The organism is Xanthomonas sp. CFBP 8151, assembly GCF_011761885.1.
Lineage (GTDB): Bacteria > Pseudomonadota > Gammaproteobacteria > Xanthomonadales > Xanthomonadaceae > Xanthomonas > Xanthomonas arboricola_B.
Genome location: NZ_JAASQZ010000003.1, coordinates 76,573 through 93,681 on the forward strand (window position 1 = coordinate 76,573; position 17,109 = coordinate 93,681).

Annotated in this window: 13 protein-coding genes; 11 read left to right on the forward strand and 2 right to left on the reverse strand. The window is 65.3% G+C overall.

The window, feature by feature from the left end; translation table 11 throughout:
* Window positions 1-313: 313 nt before the first annotated feature.
* Window positions 314-3,166, forward strand: coding sequence for a TonB-dependent receptor (locus FHT08_RS14480; protein ID WP_053051196.1), 2,853 nt, complete (start codon window positions 314-316; stop codon window positions 3,164-3,166).
* 174 nt (window positions 3,167-3,340) lie between these two features.
* Here the strand turns inward: FHT08_RS14480 and FHT08_RS14485 are convergent, their stop codons facing one another.
* A complete protein-coding gene (locus FHT08_RS14485; RefSeq protein ID WP_166775524.1) occupies window positions 3,341-5,422 on the reverse strand; it encodes a 3-hydroxyacyl-CoA dehydrogenase NAD-binding domain-containing protein in 2,082 nt (693 codons plus the stop codon).
* Between the two features lie 235 nt (window positions 5,423-5,657).
* On the opposite strand from FHT08_RS14485, the gene rpoE reads away from it, so the two are divergent.
* The 9 genes from rpoE (at window position 5,658) to recO (ending at window position 14,675) form a co-directional block, all read left to right on the forward strand.
* Complete coding sequence (gene rpoE, locus FHT08_RS14490) at window positions 5,658-6,278, forward strand: RNA polymerase sigma factor RpoE (RefSeq protein ID WP_039809975.1); 621 nt, start codon at window positions 5,658-5,660, stop codon at window positions 6,276-6,278.
* Window positions 6,275-7,165 (forward strand): sigma-E factor negative regulatory protein, encoded by an 891-nt coding sequence (locus tag FHT08_RS14495; RefSeq protein ID WP_104606370.1) that lies wholly within the window; start codon window positions 6,275-6,277, stop codon window positions 7,163-7,165. Before rpoE ends, FHT08_RS14495 begins: the two co-directional genes overlap by 4 nt.
* A gap of 109 nt (window positions 7,166-7,274) precedes the next feature.
* Complete coding sequence (locus tag FHT08_RS14500; RefSeq protein WP_166775525.1) at window positions 7,275-8,855, forward strand: DegQ family serine endoprotease; 1,581 nt, start codon at window positions 7,275-7,277, stop codon at window positions 8,853-8,855.
* Between the two features lie 188 nt (window positions 8,856-9,043).
* The gene (gene lepA, locus FHT08_RS14505) at window positions 9,044-10,834 is read left to right on the forward strand and encodes a translation elongation factor 4 (RefSeq protein WP_166775889.1); all 1,791 of its coding nucleotides are present in this window, start codon (window positions 9,044-9,046) and stop codon (window positions 10,832-10,834) included.
* Window positions 10,835-10,938: 104 nt separating this feature from the next.
* A complete protein-coding gene (gene lepB / locus FHT08_RS14510) occupies window positions 10,939-11,739 on the forward strand; it encodes a signal peptidase I (RefSeq protein WP_104606368.1) in 801 nt (266 codons plus the stop codon).
* Window positions 11,739-12,146: a DUF4845 domain-containing protein gene (locus tag FHT08_RS14515; RefSeq protein WP_104538192.1), complete on the forward strand. Its 408-nt coding sequence runs from the start codon at window positions 11,739-11,741 to the stop codon at window positions 12,144-12,146. The genes lepB and FHT08_RS14515 overlap by 1 nt, the downstream gene beginning before the upstream one ends.
* Window positions 12,136-12,816, forward strand: coding sequence for a ribonuclease III (gene rnc / locus FHT08_RS14520; RefSeq protein ID WP_053046266.1), 681 nt, complete (start codon window positions 12,136-12,138; stop codon window positions 12,814-12,816). Before FHT08_RS14515 ends, rnc begins: the two co-directional genes overlap by 11 nt.
* Window positions 12,813-13,712: a GTPase Era gene (era, locus tag FHT08_RS14525; RefSeq protein WP_026064645.1), complete on the forward strand. Its 900-nt coding sequence runs from the start codon at window positions 12,813-12,815 to the stop codon at window positions 13,710-13,712. The genes rnc and era overlap by 4 nt, the downstream gene beginning before the upstream one ends.
* Window positions 13,713-13,952: 240 nt before the next feature.
* Window positions 13,953-14,675, forward strand: a complete 723-nt coding sequence (gene recO, locus FHT08_RS14530; protein ID WP_104606367.1) for a DNA repair protein RecO — start codon at window positions 13,953-13,955, stop codon at window positions 14,673-14,675.
* Window positions 14,676-14,826: 151 nt separating this feature from the next.
* On the opposite strand, the gene FHT08_RS14535 is transcribed toward recO, so the two are convergent.
* Complete coding sequence (locus FHT08_RS14535; RefSeq protein ID WP_026064631.1) at window positions 14,827-15,549, reverse strand: response regulator; 723 nt, start codon at window positions 15,547-15,549, stop codon at window positions 14,827-14,829.
* 157 nt (window positions 15,550-15,706) lie between these two features.
* Between FHT08_RS14535 and rlmD the strand changes: the two genes are divergently transcribed.
* Window positions 15,707-17,041, forward strand: coding sequence for a 23S rRNA (uracil(1939)-C(5))-methyltransferase RlmD (gene rlmD, locus FHT08_RS14540; protein WP_026064630.1), 1,335 nt, complete (start codon window positions 15,707-15,709; stop codon window positions 17,039-17,041).
* Window positions 17,042-17,109: the final 68 nt, after the last annotated feature.

Below are 17,109 nucleotides of genomic sequence, written 5' to 3' on the forward strand. Positions count from 1 at the left end.
GAGCGAACACACGTGGCGACATCGAGTTCCACACAAGACACCGGCGGAAAATGGCCATTTTTCCCTGGCATCCGCACTGTTTTGGGGATTCGTCGCACCGATTCGGAGCATTTCTGAATGGCGCTTTAATTCTCCTCAACGTGGTCTTAACATCGGGTTGGCAACGTTTTTCGGGCGCTTTTTCGTCCGGCCGTTCGCCAGTGTGGAAGCGCAGTTTGACGCGCTTGCCAACGACGTCGCAGCACGTGCCGGCATCGCTTCAGATGCAAGCGCACCGCGCTGCGCTTACCCGTTCGGACTTTCGGAGAGAGAGATGAGATTGAAGACTACCAAGCTGCGCGACGCCATCCGGGTATCGCTCACGGTTGGCGCCACCGCGTTGGCCCTGTCGGGGACCGTGATGGCGCAGGATCAGCCCTCGACGGAACTCAAGAGCCTGGACGCGATCAGTGTCACCGGTACGCGCATCAAGAGCCAGACGATGACTGCCTCCAGTCCGGTGGCAGAGATCAACAAGGAAGAATTCCAGTACACCGGTTCGACCAAGGTCGAAGACCTGATCAATCAGTATCCGCAGCTTTCGGCGAGCTTTGACAACTTCGCCAACAATGGCTCGCAGGGCTATGCGACCGTCGATCTGCGGGGATTGGGCGCGCAGCGCACCTTGACCCTGGTCAACGGCAGGCGCATTCCCAAGGGCATTGGCGAGAGTCCGGACATCAGCATCATTCCGGCAGCGCTGGTGCGCCGCGTGGACATCCTGACCGGCGGCGCCTCGGCGGTGTACGGCTCGGATGCCGTCGCCGGCGTGGTCAATTTCGTGCTCGACGACGAGTTCGAAGGTGTCAGTGTCGACATGGGCTACAACGCCTACCAGCACGACAATGGCAACACGTTGATGCGCGGCCTGATGGACGATGCCGGTTACGATTATCCGACAGGGAACTCCGGTTTCGACGGCATCTCGCGCAATGTGGACCTGGCCATCGGCGGCAGCTTCGGCGAGGCGGGGCATGCCACCGCATGGGCGACCTGGCGCGAGAACGATCCACTGCTGCAGGGCCAGCGCGATTACTCCGCATGCGCCTTGAGCAACCGCGGCACTGCGTGCGGCGGGTCAGCCACCGCAGACCCGGCCAACTTCTATGTCGTCGCTCCGTCGGCTGGCGCGTTCTATGTGCAGCCTTCCGCCGGCGGAACCTGGTCGCAGGTCGCATCCCCGAATCTCTACAACTTCGCGCCGTTGAACTACTACCAGCGTCCGGATACGCGCTACACGGCCGGCACCAACATCAAGTACGAGGTCAACGAGCACTTCAAGCCCTATCTCGAAACCTTGTTCGTCAACCGCAAGAGTTCGACCCAGATCGCGCCGTCGGGTGCGTTTTTCACCGACCTCAACGTCAACTGCGCCACCTCGGTGATCGGTAGCCTGTGCAACGATGTGGGCATCACCGACGATGAGTTCACCGTCTATGTGGCCAAGCGCAACGTCGAAGGCGGCCCGCGCATCACCGACTCGGATACCAACAGTTTCAGCATCACCACCGGCGCCCAGGGCGACATCAACGACAACTGGTCGTACGACGCCTCGTTCACCTATAACCGCAGTACCACCAAGTCGGAAAACAGAAACGACTTCGTGACCACGCGGGTACGTGACGCGCTGCTGGGCTGCCAGCCTGGTTCGTTCGATGGCTGCGTGCCCTACAGCGTGTGGACCGACAGTGTCACCGCAGCAGAGGCAGAAGCGCTGCAGGGCGTGGGTATCGTCAACTACGAAACCTCGATGCGCGTGTTCAATGCCTATGTGACCGGTAATTTCGGCTATAGCCTGCCGTGGGCCGGCGATAACCCGATCAGTCTGGTCGGCGGTGTCGAAACCCGCACCGAAACCTTCAAGCGGGTGGCCGACAGCAACATGCAGACCGGCAACTTCACCGGCCTGGGTGGCCCGACCTCCAATGTGTCCGGCGACATCGGCGTCAAGGAACTGTTCCTCGAAGGCGCGGTGCCGCTGGTGGCGCAGGCCGGTAGTCTGGATCATCTCGACATGCAGCTTGGCTATCGCTACTCGGACTACGACACCTCCGGCGGCGTGAGTACTTATAAAGCCGGTCTGGGTGCGACATTCGTCGATGGCAAGTACCACCTGCGCGCCGGCTGGAACCGTGCGATCCGCGCTCCCAACGTGACCGAGCTGTACAACGAAAATACGATCGGGCTGTGGAGCGGCAGCGACCCGTGCGCCGGTGCCAATCCGGTCTTCACTCAGGCGCAGTGCGCCAACACCGGCGTCACCGCGGCGCAATACGGCCGCGTTGCGGCCAACCCGGCCGGTCAGTACAACGAAATCGGCGGCGGTAACACGGCACTGCAGCCGGAAACGGCCAACACCTGGACCGTCGGTTTTGCTGCCAGCCCCGTCAAGGGGCTCGATCTGAGCGTGGATTACTACGACATCAAGATCGACGATGCGATCCGCAGCATCGGCTCGTCCAACATCCTGACCGCATGCGGCGTGACCGGTAATGCGGATATCTGCAGCCGCGTGCGCCGCAATGCCACGACAGGTGACCTGTTCCGCGGTAGCGACCCGGACGTCTCCGGTCTGATCCTCAATTCCCAGGATAATTTTGGTTCGTTGCATTTCCAGGGCGTGGATCTGACCGCGTCGTATGCCTGGAGCGTCGGCCCCGGGCGCCTGACCGCCTCGATGATGGGCAGCTACGCCATCAAGCAGGAGTACGAGCCGGTTCCGGGTGTGCAGGAAGTGACCTACGACTGCGCGGGCGTGGTCAACGTGGCCTGCAACAGTGCCGAATGGCGGCATGTGCTGAGCACGCGCTACAGCTTCGATCGCTACACCGTCGGGCTGCGCTGGCGCTACATCGGTGAGCTGGATTACCAGAACACCGACGGCACCCGTGGCACAACCGACGTCCGCCTGGTGAACCAGGACAACAAGGTGTCGGCGTACAACTACTTCGACCTGTCCGGTTCGATGCAGTTGGGCGATTACGTCACCTGGACGTTGGGCATCAACAACATCGCCGACAAGGAGCCGCCGCTGGTGGGCGGCAGCCTGACCTTCAACGGCAACTCGCTCGCCGGTTACGACCAGGCTGGCCGTTACTTCTTCACCAGTGTGGGTCTGCGTTTCTGAGGCACGTTGCAACTCGGTAAAAAACAACGGCGAGCCAAGGCTCGCCGTTGTTTTTTCTGATTGCCTGCGACAGCTCGTGTCGACGGCTTGCCGCGCTGCAACCGTCAGATCAGTGCGGTCGCCGATCGCCTCTCGCCTGCGTGTCTGATCGACGTCGAAGACAGCGTCGACGGCTCACGCCACCGGTTCACGCAACAACGGCGACTGCCAGCCCGGGCGCGGCGCGAAACGCTCGCCATAGTGCGCCTGCAGTGCCTGCAGACGGGCCAGCAAGGCGTCGGCGCCGACACTGCGGATGTGCTGGATCGGGCCGCCGCGGAACGGGGCAAAGCCGGTGCCGAAGATCACGCCGGCGTCGAGCAGGTCCGCATCGGTCACCACGCCGTCGTGCAGGCAGGCGACCGCTTCGTTGAGCAGCGGCAGGATCAGGCGATCTTCCAGGTCTGCCGGCACCGCGTAGCCGCTGGCGACCTCGGGCTTGACCGCGCGCCCGTTCTTCCACTTGTACAGGCCCTGACCGTCCTTCTTGCCGCGCTTGCCCGGCTCCACGGTGGCCAGCGCCGCCGGAATCGGCAGGTGCAGAAACGGGGCGAGCTCCGCGCCCACGCCGGCTGCAACGTCCAGCCCCACCGTGTCGATCAGTTCGATCGGCCCCATCGGCATGCCGAACGTCACCGCGGTCTTGTCCAGCACCGGGCCCGGCACGCCTTCGGCATAGGCGGTGGCCGCTTCGAGCAGGTACGGGAACAGCACGCGATTGACCAGGAAGCCCGGGGTGCCGGCCACCGGTACCGGGAACTTGTCCAGCGCCTTGCAGAATGCCGCCAGGCGCGCGACGTTGGCCGGATCCAGCCCGTCGTGCTGCACGATTTCCACCAGTGGCATCATCGAGACCGGATTGAAGTAGTGCAGGCCGGCAAACTGCGCCGGGCGCTGGATATGCCCGCGTAGCTCGGTCAACGGAATCGACGAGGTGTTGGTGGTCAGCAACGCATCGGGCTTGAGCTGCGGCTCGATGGACTGATACAGCTCGCGCTTGGCCTGCGGGTTTTCGATGATCGCTTCGATCACCAGGTCCGCCTGCGCCACGCCCGCGCCTGCCAGGTCGCCACGCAGGCGCGCTGCCACCGCCGGCCGCTTGGCCTCGTCCTTGACGCGCTTGGCGAACAACTCGTTGCCGCGGCCCAGTGCCGTATCGATGAAGCGCTGCTCGCGGTCCTGCAGCGTTACCTCGAAGCCCTTGTAGGCAGCCCAGGCCGCGATATCGCCGCCCATCACCCCGGCGCCGACCACATGCACATGGCGGATCGGAGCCAGCGCCGTAGCGCCGGCATCCTTGCCGCCCAGCGCCTTCAGGCGCTCGGTGAGAAAGAAGATGCGGATCAGGTTGCGCGCGGTCGGCGTGCTGGCGAGCTTGACCACCGCCTTGCGCTCGGCCGCCAGGCGCGCCTGGATGCCGCTGCCGCCAGCGCGCTCCCACACGTTGATCAAGGCGTAGGGAGCCGGGTAGTGCTCCTTGCGCGCCTTGCGTGCGACCTGCTTGCGCATCTGTGGGGCCAGCAGTTTGCGCGCGAGCAAGGTATTGGTGGCCCATGCGGTGGCGCGCTGCTTGAACGGGCGCTTGCTGCCGGTGAGCGCAAGCGCGGCGGCGACATCGACCAGCACCGCGGGCGCGGCGACCTTGTCGACCAGGCCCATCGCGCGGGCAGCCTTGGCCGCGACGGTGCGGCCGGTCAGCATCAGATCCATCGCCGCCGGCGCACCGATCAGGCGCGGCAAGCGGGCGCTGCCGCCCCAGCCGGGAAAGATGCCGAGCTTGGTTTCCGGCAGGCCGATGCGCGTGCTGGCGTCGTCGGAGGCCACGCGATACCGGCACGCCAGCGCGATCTCGGTGCCGCCGCCCATGCAGAAGCCGTGGATCGCCGCGACCGTGGGGCAGGGCAGTTCGGCCAGCTTCTGAAAGACGCTCTGGCCGCGATGGATCGCATCGTTGACGGTACCCTTGCGGTCGAATTCCTGAAATTCCTTCAGGTCGGCGCCGGCGATGAAGCCGTTGGGCTTGCCCGAGCGCAGCACCACGCCCTTGGGCGGGTCCAGCGCCAGGCGTTCGACCAGTGCGCCCAGTTCGAGCAGCACCTCCTGCGAAAACGCGTTGACCGGTGCGCCCTGGCGATCGAGGCTGAGCACGACCACGCCGTCCTCGCGTAGGTCGGTCTGCCAATGGCTGAATCGGAGCCCGTCGAAACCTGGAAGCATGCGTCTGGTCGTCCGGTGATAGAAGGAAAGGTCGTTATCATCCAGAGGTTGTTTCCTTCACGTCAAATACCCATACCAGTCGGCAGGGCGGCGCGCGCCTCGTGCGAGGCGTCGCCAGTGGCGCATCGGTGCAGCTAGTCTGATGCGTGACGATCGTACGGATCGGTATGAACTTTTCTTCTCAATGGTTGTCTCATTGCCCGACTTCGGTGGGCTGACAGGAGTGCGGCCCGACATGGCCGAAGTCGATACACCTCAGGAGCTGGACCTGGAACTGGTCCGGCGCGTGCAGCGCGGCGAGAGCGCAGCGTTCGATGTGCTGGTGCGCAAATACCAGCACCGCATCGTTGCCTTGATCGGGCGCTACATCGCCGACTGGAGCGAGTGTCAGGACGTGGCCCAGGATACGTTCGTGCGCGCCTACCGCGCGATCAACAGTTTCCGCGGCGACGCGCAGTTCTATACCTGGTTGCACCGCATTGCCGTCAACACTGCCAAGAACCATCTGGTTGCGCACAACCGCCGTCCGCCCACCGACGATATCGAGATCAGCGATGCCGAACAGTTCGATGGTGCCACCCGCCTGCGCGATACCGACACCCCGGAGCGCGAATTGATGCGACAGGAGCTGGAACAAACGGTGATGCGTGCGGTCCAAGCCTTGCCGGAAGAACTTCGGTCAGCCATCACCCTGCGCGAGGTGGAGGGGCTGAGCTACGACGAAATCGCGCGAAAGATGGATTGCCCGATCGGAACGGTGCGCTCGCGCATCTTCCGGGCGCGCGAGGCCATCGACATCGAGCTGCGGCCTCTGCTGGAGACCGAAAGCGCCACCCGTGAGCGACACCGTGTATGAGCCATAACCCTGCCATGTCCACCACCGACAAGTTCGAGCGTCACTACCGCCAGCAGCTGTCTGCGCTGGTGGACGGCGAATTGAACGCCGACGAGTCGCGCTTTTTGCTGCGCCGTCTGGCCCATGACGAAGAACTGGCCGGCTGCCACGAACGGTGGCAGCTGTGCGGCGATGTGCTGCGCGGTGCGGCCAGCGCGCCGGCACCGCTGGATTTTGCCGCGCGCGTACGCAGCGCCATTGCCGACGAGCCCGTTCCGCAGGTGCAGCCAGCCACGCGTGCGGCCACGCGCCGGCGCTGGGGTGGTGGCGCGGCGATCGCGGCATCGGTCGCGGCGATCGCCCTGTTCATGGCGCGCGAGCGCCTGCCCGAAACCGCACCGCCTGCTGCGCAGGTCCCGGTGTTCGCCACGACAGCGCAGCTGCCGGCCGCCACGCAGGCCCCCATCACGCCCACGGCGCCGAAGGCTCCGGCCGAGCCTGGCCCGGCCGCCCCCGATGAGGTGGCCGCGCTGGCCGCAGCGGTGCCGGCTGCGGCGCTGGCATCCACGCGCCGTGGCGCGGCCACACGCAACCAGCAGGTCGCCCGCAGCGTTGCCGCGCGCCAGCAGCAGGCGCCAACCCGCATGCTGGCGACGGCTGCTCCCGCTTCGGCGACGGCCACGGCCGGTGCGGCGGCGCCATCGAATCCATTCACGCATCCGGATACCACCTTGCAGGCGCGCCCGTGGCCGCGTGCGGCGCTGTCCGGTGCCGGCGAAAGTCCGCTCAATGCCAGCTTCCGCCAAGGCGGACAAGGTACCGCGTTCTATCCGTTCGAGCCTGCGCCGCAGGGTGTTGCCAACCCTGCGCCGAACCGCCCGCTGCCGGTGCAACCACCGCAGGACTGATGTCGCCGCCGATCTTCATCCGTTCGGTGTGCTCCTTTCCGTTATCGTGCCGGACCCCTGCACTGGCAGGGGCTTTGGCCCCTGTCGCCCTGCCATCGGAGGCAACCTGATGAACCATCGCATTCGCACCCAGATGTTCGGCCTGATCGCCATGACCTTGCCGCTGGCCGCCTGCGCGCAGCAGTCCGCGCCCGCTGCCAGGGACGTTGCCCCGATTGCCGCCAATCGCAGCGCCACCCCGGCTCCGCAGCTGGTGGCCGGGCTGCCGGACTTCACCAACCTGGTCGAGCAGGTCGGCCCGGGTGTGGTCAACATCGAAACCACGATCACCCGCAAGGACGCCATGGCGCGCCAGCGACGTGGTGGTCCGGGTGGGCAGGACGGCGGCGCGATGCCCGGCGACGAGCAGATGCCGGAATTCTTCCGTCGCTTCTTCGGGCCGGATTTCCAGATGCCGGGCGGTCCGCGCCAGGCGCCTGGCCAGGGCGGCGATGACGATGGCGGTATCGCCGGCAAGTCGATGGGCTCGGGCTTCATCATTTCCGCCGACGGCTATGTGCTGACCAATCACCATGTGGTCGATGGCGCCAGCGAGGTCACCGTCAAGCTGACCGACCGCCGCGAGTTCAAGGCCAAGGTGGTCGGCAGCGACGAGCAATTCGACGTGGCGCTGCTCAAGATCGAGGCCAAGGGCCTGCCGACGGTGCGCCTGGGCGATTCCAACACGCTCAAGCCGGGCCAGTGGGTGGTGGCGATCGGCTCGCCGTTCGGGCTGGACCACTCGGTCACCGCCGGCATCGTCAGTGCCACCGGGCGCAGCAATCCGTATGCGGATCAGCGCTACGTGCCCTTCATCCAGACCGACGTGGCGATCAACCAGGGCAACTCCGGCGGCCCGTTGCTCAATACGCGCGGCGAGGTGATCGGCATCAATTCGCAGATCTTCTCCGCCTCGGGCGGCTACATGGGGATCAGCTTCGCGATCCCGATCGACCTGGCCTTCAGCGCTGCCGAGCAGATCAAGGCCAGCGGCCATGTGAGCCGCGGCATGCTGGGCGTGGCGGTCGGCCCGATCGACTCGCTCAAGGCGCAGGGCCTGGGCCTGCCGGACACGCGCGGCGCGCTGGTCAACGACATCCCGGCCAACAGTCCGGCGGCCAAGGCCGGAATCGAGGTGGGCGATGTGATCCGCGCGGTCAACGGCAAGCCGATCGATGTCGCCAGCGATCTGCCGCCGATGATCGGGCTGATGGCGCCGGGCACCAAGGTCAACCTGGACGTGTTGCGCGATGGCAAGCCGCGCAAGGTGGCCGTCACCCTGACGACGCTGGACAACCCCGCCGGCAACGCCGCGCCGCGGACCGCGGCCGATGACGCCAAGCCGAGCGCTCCGGCCAGCGTGGAGCTGCTCGGCCTGCAGGTGGCCGATCTCACCGCTGCCGAGCGCAGCCGCCTGGACCTGGAAGCCGGCGAGGGCGTACGCATCGCCTCGGTGACCGGCGCAGCAGCACGCAGCACCCAGCCGCCGTTGTCGCCGGGCCTGATCATCGCCCGCGTCGGTCGCACCAAGGTGGGCAGCGTCGCTGAACTCAACCGCGCCTTGTCCAGCTACAAGAAGGGCGACGTGGTCATGCTACTGGTCACCGACGGCAAGGCGACGAGCTATGTGGCCTTGAAGGCCGGCGCCTAACGGAGGGAAGGGAGAATCGGGAATCGGGAATGGCAAGCGCGGCTCCGCGAGGCGATAGCCCGCCTGGCTTTTGCGATTCCCGAATCCCGATTCCCCAATCCCCGGCCCCAAAGGGGCCGACCGTGCGATAATGCTGCGTTACCCTGACGACGGCACCGCCGGCGCCCACCTCAATGTCCTCTGATTCAATGCGGAATATCCGCAACTTCTCCATCATCGCCCACGTCGACCACGGCAAATCCACCCTGGCCGACCGGATCATCCAGCTGTGCGGCGGCCTGCAGGCGCGCGAGATGGAGGCCCAGGTCCTGGACTCCAACCCGATCGAGCGCGAACGCGGCATCACCATCAAGGCGCAGTCGGTGTCCTTGCCGTATACGGCCAAGGACGGGCAGGTCTACCACCTGAACTTCATCGACACCCCCGGGCATGTGGACTTCTCCTACGAAGTCAGCCGCTCGCTGGCCGCGTGCGAAGGCGCGCTGCTGGTGGTGGATGCGGCCCAGGGCGTGGAAGCGCAGTCGGTGGCCAACTGCTACACCGCGGTGGAGCAGGGTCTGGAAGTGGTGCCGGTGCTCAACAAGATCGACCTGCCCACCGCCGACATCGAACGTGCCAAGGCCGAGATCGAAGCGGTGATCGGCATCGACGCCGAAGACGCGGTAGCGGTCAGCGCCAAGACCGGTCTGAACATCGATCTGGTGCTGGAGGCAATCGTGCAGCGGATTCCGCCGCCCAAGCCCCGCGACACCGACAAGCTGCAGGCACTGATCATCGATTCCTGGTTCGACAACTACCTGGGCGTGGTCTCGCTGGTGCGCGTGATGCAGGGCGAGATCAAGCCGGGCAGCAAGATCCTGGTGATGTCCACCGGCCGCACCCATCTGGTCGACAAGGTCGGTGTGTTCACGCCCAAGCGCAAGGAGCTTGCCGCGCTGGGCGCCGGCGAAGTGGGCTGGATCAACGCCTCGATCAAGGACGTGCACGGCGCACCGGTCGGCGACACGCTGACCCTGGCGGCCGACCCGGCGCCGCACGCGCTGCCGGGTTTCCAGGAAATGCAGCCGCGCGTGTTCGCCGGCCTGTTTCCGGTCGATGCCGAGGATTACCCGGATCTGCGCGAGGCGCTGGACAAGCTGCGCCTGAACGATGCGGCGCTGCGTTTCGAGCCGGAAAGCTCCGAGGCGATGGGCTTCGGCTTCCGTTGCGGCTTCCTGGGCATGCTGCACATGGAGATCGTGCAGGAGCGGCTGGAGCGCGAGTACAACCTCAACCTGATCTCGACCGCGCCGACCGTGGTCTACGAGGTGCTCAAGACCGACGGCAGCATCATCCCGATGGACAATCCATCCAAGCTGCCGCCGCTCAACAACGTGGAAGAGATCCGCGAGCCGATCATCCGCGCCAACATCCTCACTCCGCCTGATTACGTCGGCAACATCATCACCTTGTGCGAAGAAAAGCGTGGCACCCAGATCGGCATCAACTACCTGGGCAGCCAGGTGCAGATCAGCTACGAGTTGCCGATGGCCGAAGTGGTGCTGGATTTCTTCGACAAGCTCAAGTCGGTCTCGCGCGGTTACGCCTCGCTGGATTACCACTTCCTGCGTTTCGATGCCGGCCCGTTCGTGCGCGTGGATACGCTGATCAACGGCGACAAGGTCGATGCGCTGTCGATCATCGTGCACCGCAGCTACGCCGACCGGCGCGGCCGCGAACTGTGCGAGAAGATGAAGGAGCTGATCCCGCGGCAGATGTTCGACGTGGCGATCCAGGCTGCCGTGGGCTCGCAAATCATCTCGCGCTCCACGGTCAAGGCGATGCGCAAGAACGTGTTGGCCAAGTGCTATGGTGGCGACGTTTCGCGCAAGAAGAAGCTGCTCGAAAAGCAGAAAGAAGGCAAGAAGCGCATGAAGCAGGTCGGCCGCGTGGAGATTCCGCAGGAAGCCTTCCTGGCTGTCTTGCAGATGGATAAGTAGCTGGGAATGGTAAATCGGGAATTGGGAATCGTAAGGGCGCAAGTGCTCCTGCTGTTCCGATTCCCCATTCTCGATTCTCGATTCCCTTTCCGAAAGGAACATCAATGAAATGGTTTGAAATCGCCCTGGTTGTGCTGACGCTGGGCACCGGCTTCATCTGGCTGCTGGACAAGCTGTTCCTGGCCAAGCGCCGCGCCGCACGCGCCGGTCTGTTGGACAGCGAGCCGGCGATCATCGACTACTCGCGTGCCTTCTTCCCGGTACTGGCGGTGGTGTTGATCCTGCGCAGCTTCGTCGCCGAGCCGTACAAGATTCCGTCCAGTTCGATGATGCCCAACCTGCTGATCGGCGATTTCATCCTGGTCAACAAGTTCGCGTACGGGTTCCGTCTGCCGATCAGCAATACCAAGTTCATTCCCACCGGCGAGCCCAAGCGTGGCGACGTGGTGGTGTTCAAGCCGCCGCATGCGCCGGACCAGAACTGGATCAAGCGCGTAGTGGGCCTGCCGGGCGACAAGATCGGCTTCCATGGCGATACGCTGTACATCAACGACAAGCCGATGCGTTACACGGTCAAGGGCGAGTACATCGGCAAGGGCAAGGGCGCCGAGATGACCGGCACCACCTTGCTGGTCGAGGACTTGCCGGGCCGCACCCACACGGTGCTGGAGTGGGTCGATCGCAACATGCCGGCCGGGCAGGGCGACTGGACCGTACCGGCGGACAGCTATTTCGTGATGGGGGATAATCGCGACAACAGCGAAGACAGCCGGTTCTGGACCCAGACGCACTTCCTGCCGGAGGCCAACCTGCGCGGCAAGGCGTTCCTGATCTGGCTCAATTGCGAGGGGTGGTTCTGCAAGGGGAGTTTCGATCCGTCGCGGATCGGAACCGGAATCCAGTAATGCACGCACGGCGTGCCGGGGGAAGCACAATGAAGCGCAAGCAAAGCGGTATGACGTTGACGTCGTTCGTGGTGGTGCTGGCGGTGGTGGGGTTCGCGCTGTACATCGGAATGAAGCTGTTTCCGATGTATCAGGAATATTATTCGGTGCGCACGGCCATGAAAGGCCTGGCCAAGGAACCCGATAGCGCCAACATGGATCCGTCCAAGTTGCAGGATCTGTTCTTTCGGCGGCTGTACATCAATTACTCGGAAAACGTCAAAAAAGAAGACGTCAAGTTCGAGCGCGTCGACGGGGGCTGGCGCATGAAGGTCAATTACGAAGTCCGCCGCGAATTGATCGGCAATCTGGATATTGTCGGTAAATTCGAGACGTCTCAGGACATGACCGGACGTGGTGGCGAATAGAACTTTCCAGCGTGGCGATCCGATCGGGCATGCGTTCGCCGATCCGGGCTTGCTCGCCCAGGCGCTGCGGCATCGCAGCGCCGGGACGCCGCATAACGAACGACTGGAATTCCTCGGCGACGGCATCGTCAATCTGCTGATCGCCGAGGCACTGTATCAGCGCTGGCCCAAGGCCGACGAAGGCGCATTGACCCGCGCGCGTGCCGAACTCGTGCGCGAAGCAGCGCTGGCGGTGATCGGCCGCACCCTCAATCTGGGGGAGCGGCTGACGCTGGGCCCGGGCGAGCTGAAATCCGGCGGCCATCGACGCGATTCGATTCTGGCCGACGCGGTCGAGGCGATCGTCGCGGCGATCTACCTGGACTGCGGTTTCGAACGCTGCCGCGCGGTGGTGCTGCCGTGGTTCGAGCCCTCGCTGGCGGCGCTGCCGGTGGGCAAGGCAGAGAAAGACCCCAAGACGCGGCTGCAGGAATGGCTGCAGGCGCGGCAGCTGCAATTGCCCACTTACGCGCTGATCAGCGAAAGCGGCGACGAACACGCCAAGCAGTTCCATGTCGCCTGCATCCTGGAACAGCCCGTCGCCCGCGCCGAAGGCCAGGGCAGCTCGCGTCGCCTCGCCGAGCAACAGGCAGCCACCCTTGTCATCGCACAACTGGATTCAAACACGTGAGCGAAACCTCTTCCCCCCATCGTAGCGGCAGCGTTGCGGTGATCGGCCGGCCCAATGTCGGCAAGTCCACCCTGACCAATGCCCTGGTCGGCGCCAAGGTCAGCATCGTGTCCAACCGGCCGCAGACCACGCGCCACCGGTTGCTGGGCATTGCCACCTTTCCCGAGGGGCAGCTGGTGCTGGTCGACACGCCCGGACTGCATCGCGAGCAGAAGCGCGCCATGAACCGGGTGATGAACCGCGCCGCGCGCGGCTCGCTGGAAGGCGTGGACGCGGCGGTGCTGGTGATCGAAGCCGGCCGTTGGGACGAGGAAGACACCCTGGCCTTCAATGTCCTGAGCGATGCCGACGTGCCGGTGGTGCTGGTGGTCAACAAGGTCGACCGGCTCAAGGACAAGACCGCGCTGTTCCCGTTCCTGGCCCAGGTCAGCCAGGGGCGTACGTTCGCTGCGGTGCATCCGGTGTCGGCGCTCAAGCGCAAGGGCCTGGAGGCGTTGGTCGGCGACCTGCTCAAGCTGGTGCCGGAGGCCGAAGCGATGTTCGGCGAGGACGAGATCACCGACCGCAGTCAGCGCTTCCTGGCCGGGGAACTGGTACGTGAGCAGTTGATGCGTCAGCTCGGCGAAGAGCTGCCGTATGCCACCACGGTGGAGATCGAACGCTTTGCCGAAGATGGTGCGCTGCTGCGCATCGGCGCGGTGATCTGGGTCGAGCGCGAAGGCCAGAAGGCGATCGTGATCGGCAAGGGCGGCACCCGTCTGAAGGACATCGGCGGCAAGGCACGGCTGCAGATGGAGCGCCTGTTCGGTGCCAAGGTGTTCCTGGAGACCTGGGTGCGCGTGCGCGAAGGCTGGTCGGACGACGAAGCGGCATTGAAGGCGTTCGGATACGAGTGAGGTCCTGGCCGGCGCCGGTGCAGATGAGATGCTGACGGCCTGCCGAAGTGATCGCCTACACCGGCACTGGCGTGGAGTTGCGATGCAAGCGATGTCCCGATGCACCGGATCGCGCCTGGCCACCGCGGCTGATATCGGTGGCCGGTGCGATCATGTGCGCTGCCGGGAGTGGCTCACAGCGGTCACTGCCGGCAGCCGGTCTTCTGTCCTGCAGTTGCGCCCCTTGCCGCATAACAGATCATGCTGATCGAACACGAACGCGGTTTCGTCCTGCATGTGCGCGCCTGGCGCGAGACCAGCCTGCTGGTGGAGGTGCTGACCGAGCAGCATGGTCGGGTCGGGCTACTGGCACGCGGGGTGCACGGGCCACGCAAGCAGGCCTTGCGGGCCGCGCTGCAGCCACTGCAACTGATCCAGTTCACGGCGGTGCAACGCGGCGAACTGGCCCAGTTGCGTCAGGCCGAGGCGCTGGATACCGCACCCCGGCTGGCGGGCGAATCCATGCTGGCCGGCTTCTATATCAGCGAATTGCTGCTGCGCCTGGCGCCGCGCAACGACCCGGTGCCAGAGTTGTTCGATTGCTATGCGCAGGCGCGTGCGCATCTGGCATCGGACCTGCCGCTGGCCTGGGGGCTGCGCCAGTTCGAGCGCGATGTGCTCGACGGCCTGGGCGTGGCGTTCGATCTGCAGCACGACCGCGACGGCCAACCGATCGACCCGGCGGCGCGCTACCGGCTCGATCCGCAGGAAGGCGCGTTGCGCGTGTTGAGCGAGGCGATGGCGCAGGACCGGCGCGACACCGTCACCGGTGCGGCGCTACTGGCGTTGGGCCAGGACCTCATGCCCATGGCCGATGACATGCCGGGCCTGCGTCGCAGCATGCGGGGCGTGCTGCTGCATCATCTGAGTGGGCGTGGGTTGAAATCCTGGGAAATGCTCGAGGATCTGGCGCGGCGGCGTTGAGGAGCGAAAGGCCGGTCAACCAAACCTGGCCAGTAGTAGCCAGATGCGCGTTGGACTCCATGCGGACCCATCGTGCACGCGTGGTGCTCGATGTCGCCTGTTCCGATCGCTGACGCTGTGCCGAGCCCGGGGACATCGACGCAGTCGCCCCTCAGTGCAGCAATGCGGCCACCGCCGCATGGAACTGCGTCTGCGCCGTGCTGGAATGCGGGTCGCCGCGCAGCAGGCGCACTGCGCCGGCAAGCCGCGCCGCGCCGACAAATCCGCAGCTGGCCTGCAGCCGGTGCAGATGGCCGCGCAGTGCCTGATCGTCGCTGACCTGCAAGGCCGAGTCCACCGCATCGCGGGTGCCCGGCAACTCGGCCAGAAACAACTCGCGCAGCGCGTTGAGATGATGTTGCTGGCCGTTGAGGGCGCTGAGCGCGGCCGCTTCGTCCCAATCGCTGGCGGCGATGTCGACCACACCCACCGGCGCCACGCTGTAGCGGCCGCGCGCCAGTCCGCGACGCACCGCCTGCAGCAGGCGCTCGGAGGTCAGTGGCTTGACCAGCATTTCCAGAAAGCCATCGGACTGCAGGCTGCGTTGCATCGCCGTAGCGGTGTCCGCGGTATGAGCCAGTGCAGGCACGTCCGGATGCAGCAGGCGCAATGCGCGTAGCAGGCCGCTGCCGGTGCCATCGGGAAGATTGACATCGATCAGCCACAAGTCGTGGCGACGTTCGCGCGCGCGGTCCAGTGCCGAAGACAAGGAGTCTGCGCAGTCCACATGAGCGGGAAGACCTCCCAGCACCGCCTGCAGAAAGCCACGGCTGATCGGGTCGTCCTCTACCAGCAAGAGTCGTGGTTGGGGTTCGTGGCGTGTGGCCATGTTCATGCTGCCTCCTTGTCAGCGATGCCGCGTCCTAGCAGGCGCGTGCAGCGGAAGTGTGCCTGTGTTTGCAGGGCGCGACAATTGTTCTCCAGCGCGAAGCGGCCGCGATCGATCGCATCTGCGACAATACGCACCCTTTTTGCCCGCAGCTTGTCGCCACGTGGCCAGAACCCGAAACCGCCTCGACCGTACTCCGTTCCAGACCGCGATCACCGACCTCAGTCACGACGGGCGCGGTGTGGCCCGCCGCGACGGCGAGGGCGGCAAGGTCACCTTCATCAGTGGCGCCTTGCCCGGCGAACTGGTGCGTGCCGAACCCACCGCGCGCAGCCGGCATTTCGACGAGGCCAGGACGGTGGAGGTGCTGGAGGCGTCGCCGCAGCGGGTGACCCCGCGCTGCCCGCATTTCGGCGTCTGCGCCGGCTGCGTCCTGCAGCATCTGGAAGAGTCGCAGCAGATCGTGGCCAAGCAGCGCGTGTTGATGGACAACCTAGAGCGCATCGGACACGTCACGCCGCAGGCGGTGTTGCCGGCCCTGGTCGGCGATACCTGGGGCTATCGGCGCAAGGGCCGCTTTTCGGTCCGGCGCGTCGAAAAGAAGGACAAGACCCTGGTGGGGTTTCGCGAGCTGGATCCGCGTTTCGTGGCCGATCTGTCGGTCTGCTACACGGTGATCCCACAGATCGGCGAGAAGGTTCCGCAGCTGGCGGCGCTGGTCGAAGGTTTGGACGGCAAGCGCGACATCCCGCAGATCGAATTCATCGCCGGCGACGACGCGGTGGTATTGACCATCCGTCATCTGCAGCCGCTCAGCGAGCGCGACCTGCAGGCGCTGACCGCGTTCGCCCAGGCGCAGGGCTTTGCGATCTTCCTGCAGCCGGGCGGCGTGGATAGCGTGCATCCGCTGTGGCCGCAGGAAGTGCCACTGTCGTTCCGCCTGCCGCAGTGGGATGTGGAGCTGGCGTTCCGGCCGCTGGACTTCATCCAGGTCAACGCCTCGCTCAACCAGAAAATGATCGCGCATGCGCTGGCACTGCTCGACGCCAGGCCGGACGACCGCGTGCTGGACCTGTTCTGTGGGCTGGGCAATTTCACCCTGCCGTTGGCGCGCGGCGTGCGTGAAGTGGTCGGTGTGGAGGGCGATGCCGGGCTGGTGGCGCGCGCCAGGGACAACGCGCAGCGCAACGGTCTGGCAAACGCGCAGTTCTATGCGGCCGACCTGACCCAGGACCAGCGCAACGCTGAGTGGATGCGGCAGGGCTTCGACAAGCTGCTGCTGGACCCGCCGCGCTCGGGCGCGCTGGAAGTGCTGCAGCAGTTGCCGCTGAAGAAGTTCGAGCGCATCGTCTATGTGAGCTGCCACCCCGGCTCGCTGGCGCGCGATGCCGGCTACCTGGTCAACGAGCAGGGCTTCACGCTCAAGGCCGCCGGCGCGATGGACATGTTTCCGCACACCGCACATGTGGAGAGCATCGCGGTGTTCGAGAGGCGGTGAATCGGAAATAGTGAATCGGGAATCGTAGAGGCGGTTCGCCGTATGCTGTTGCGATTCCCGATTCCCGA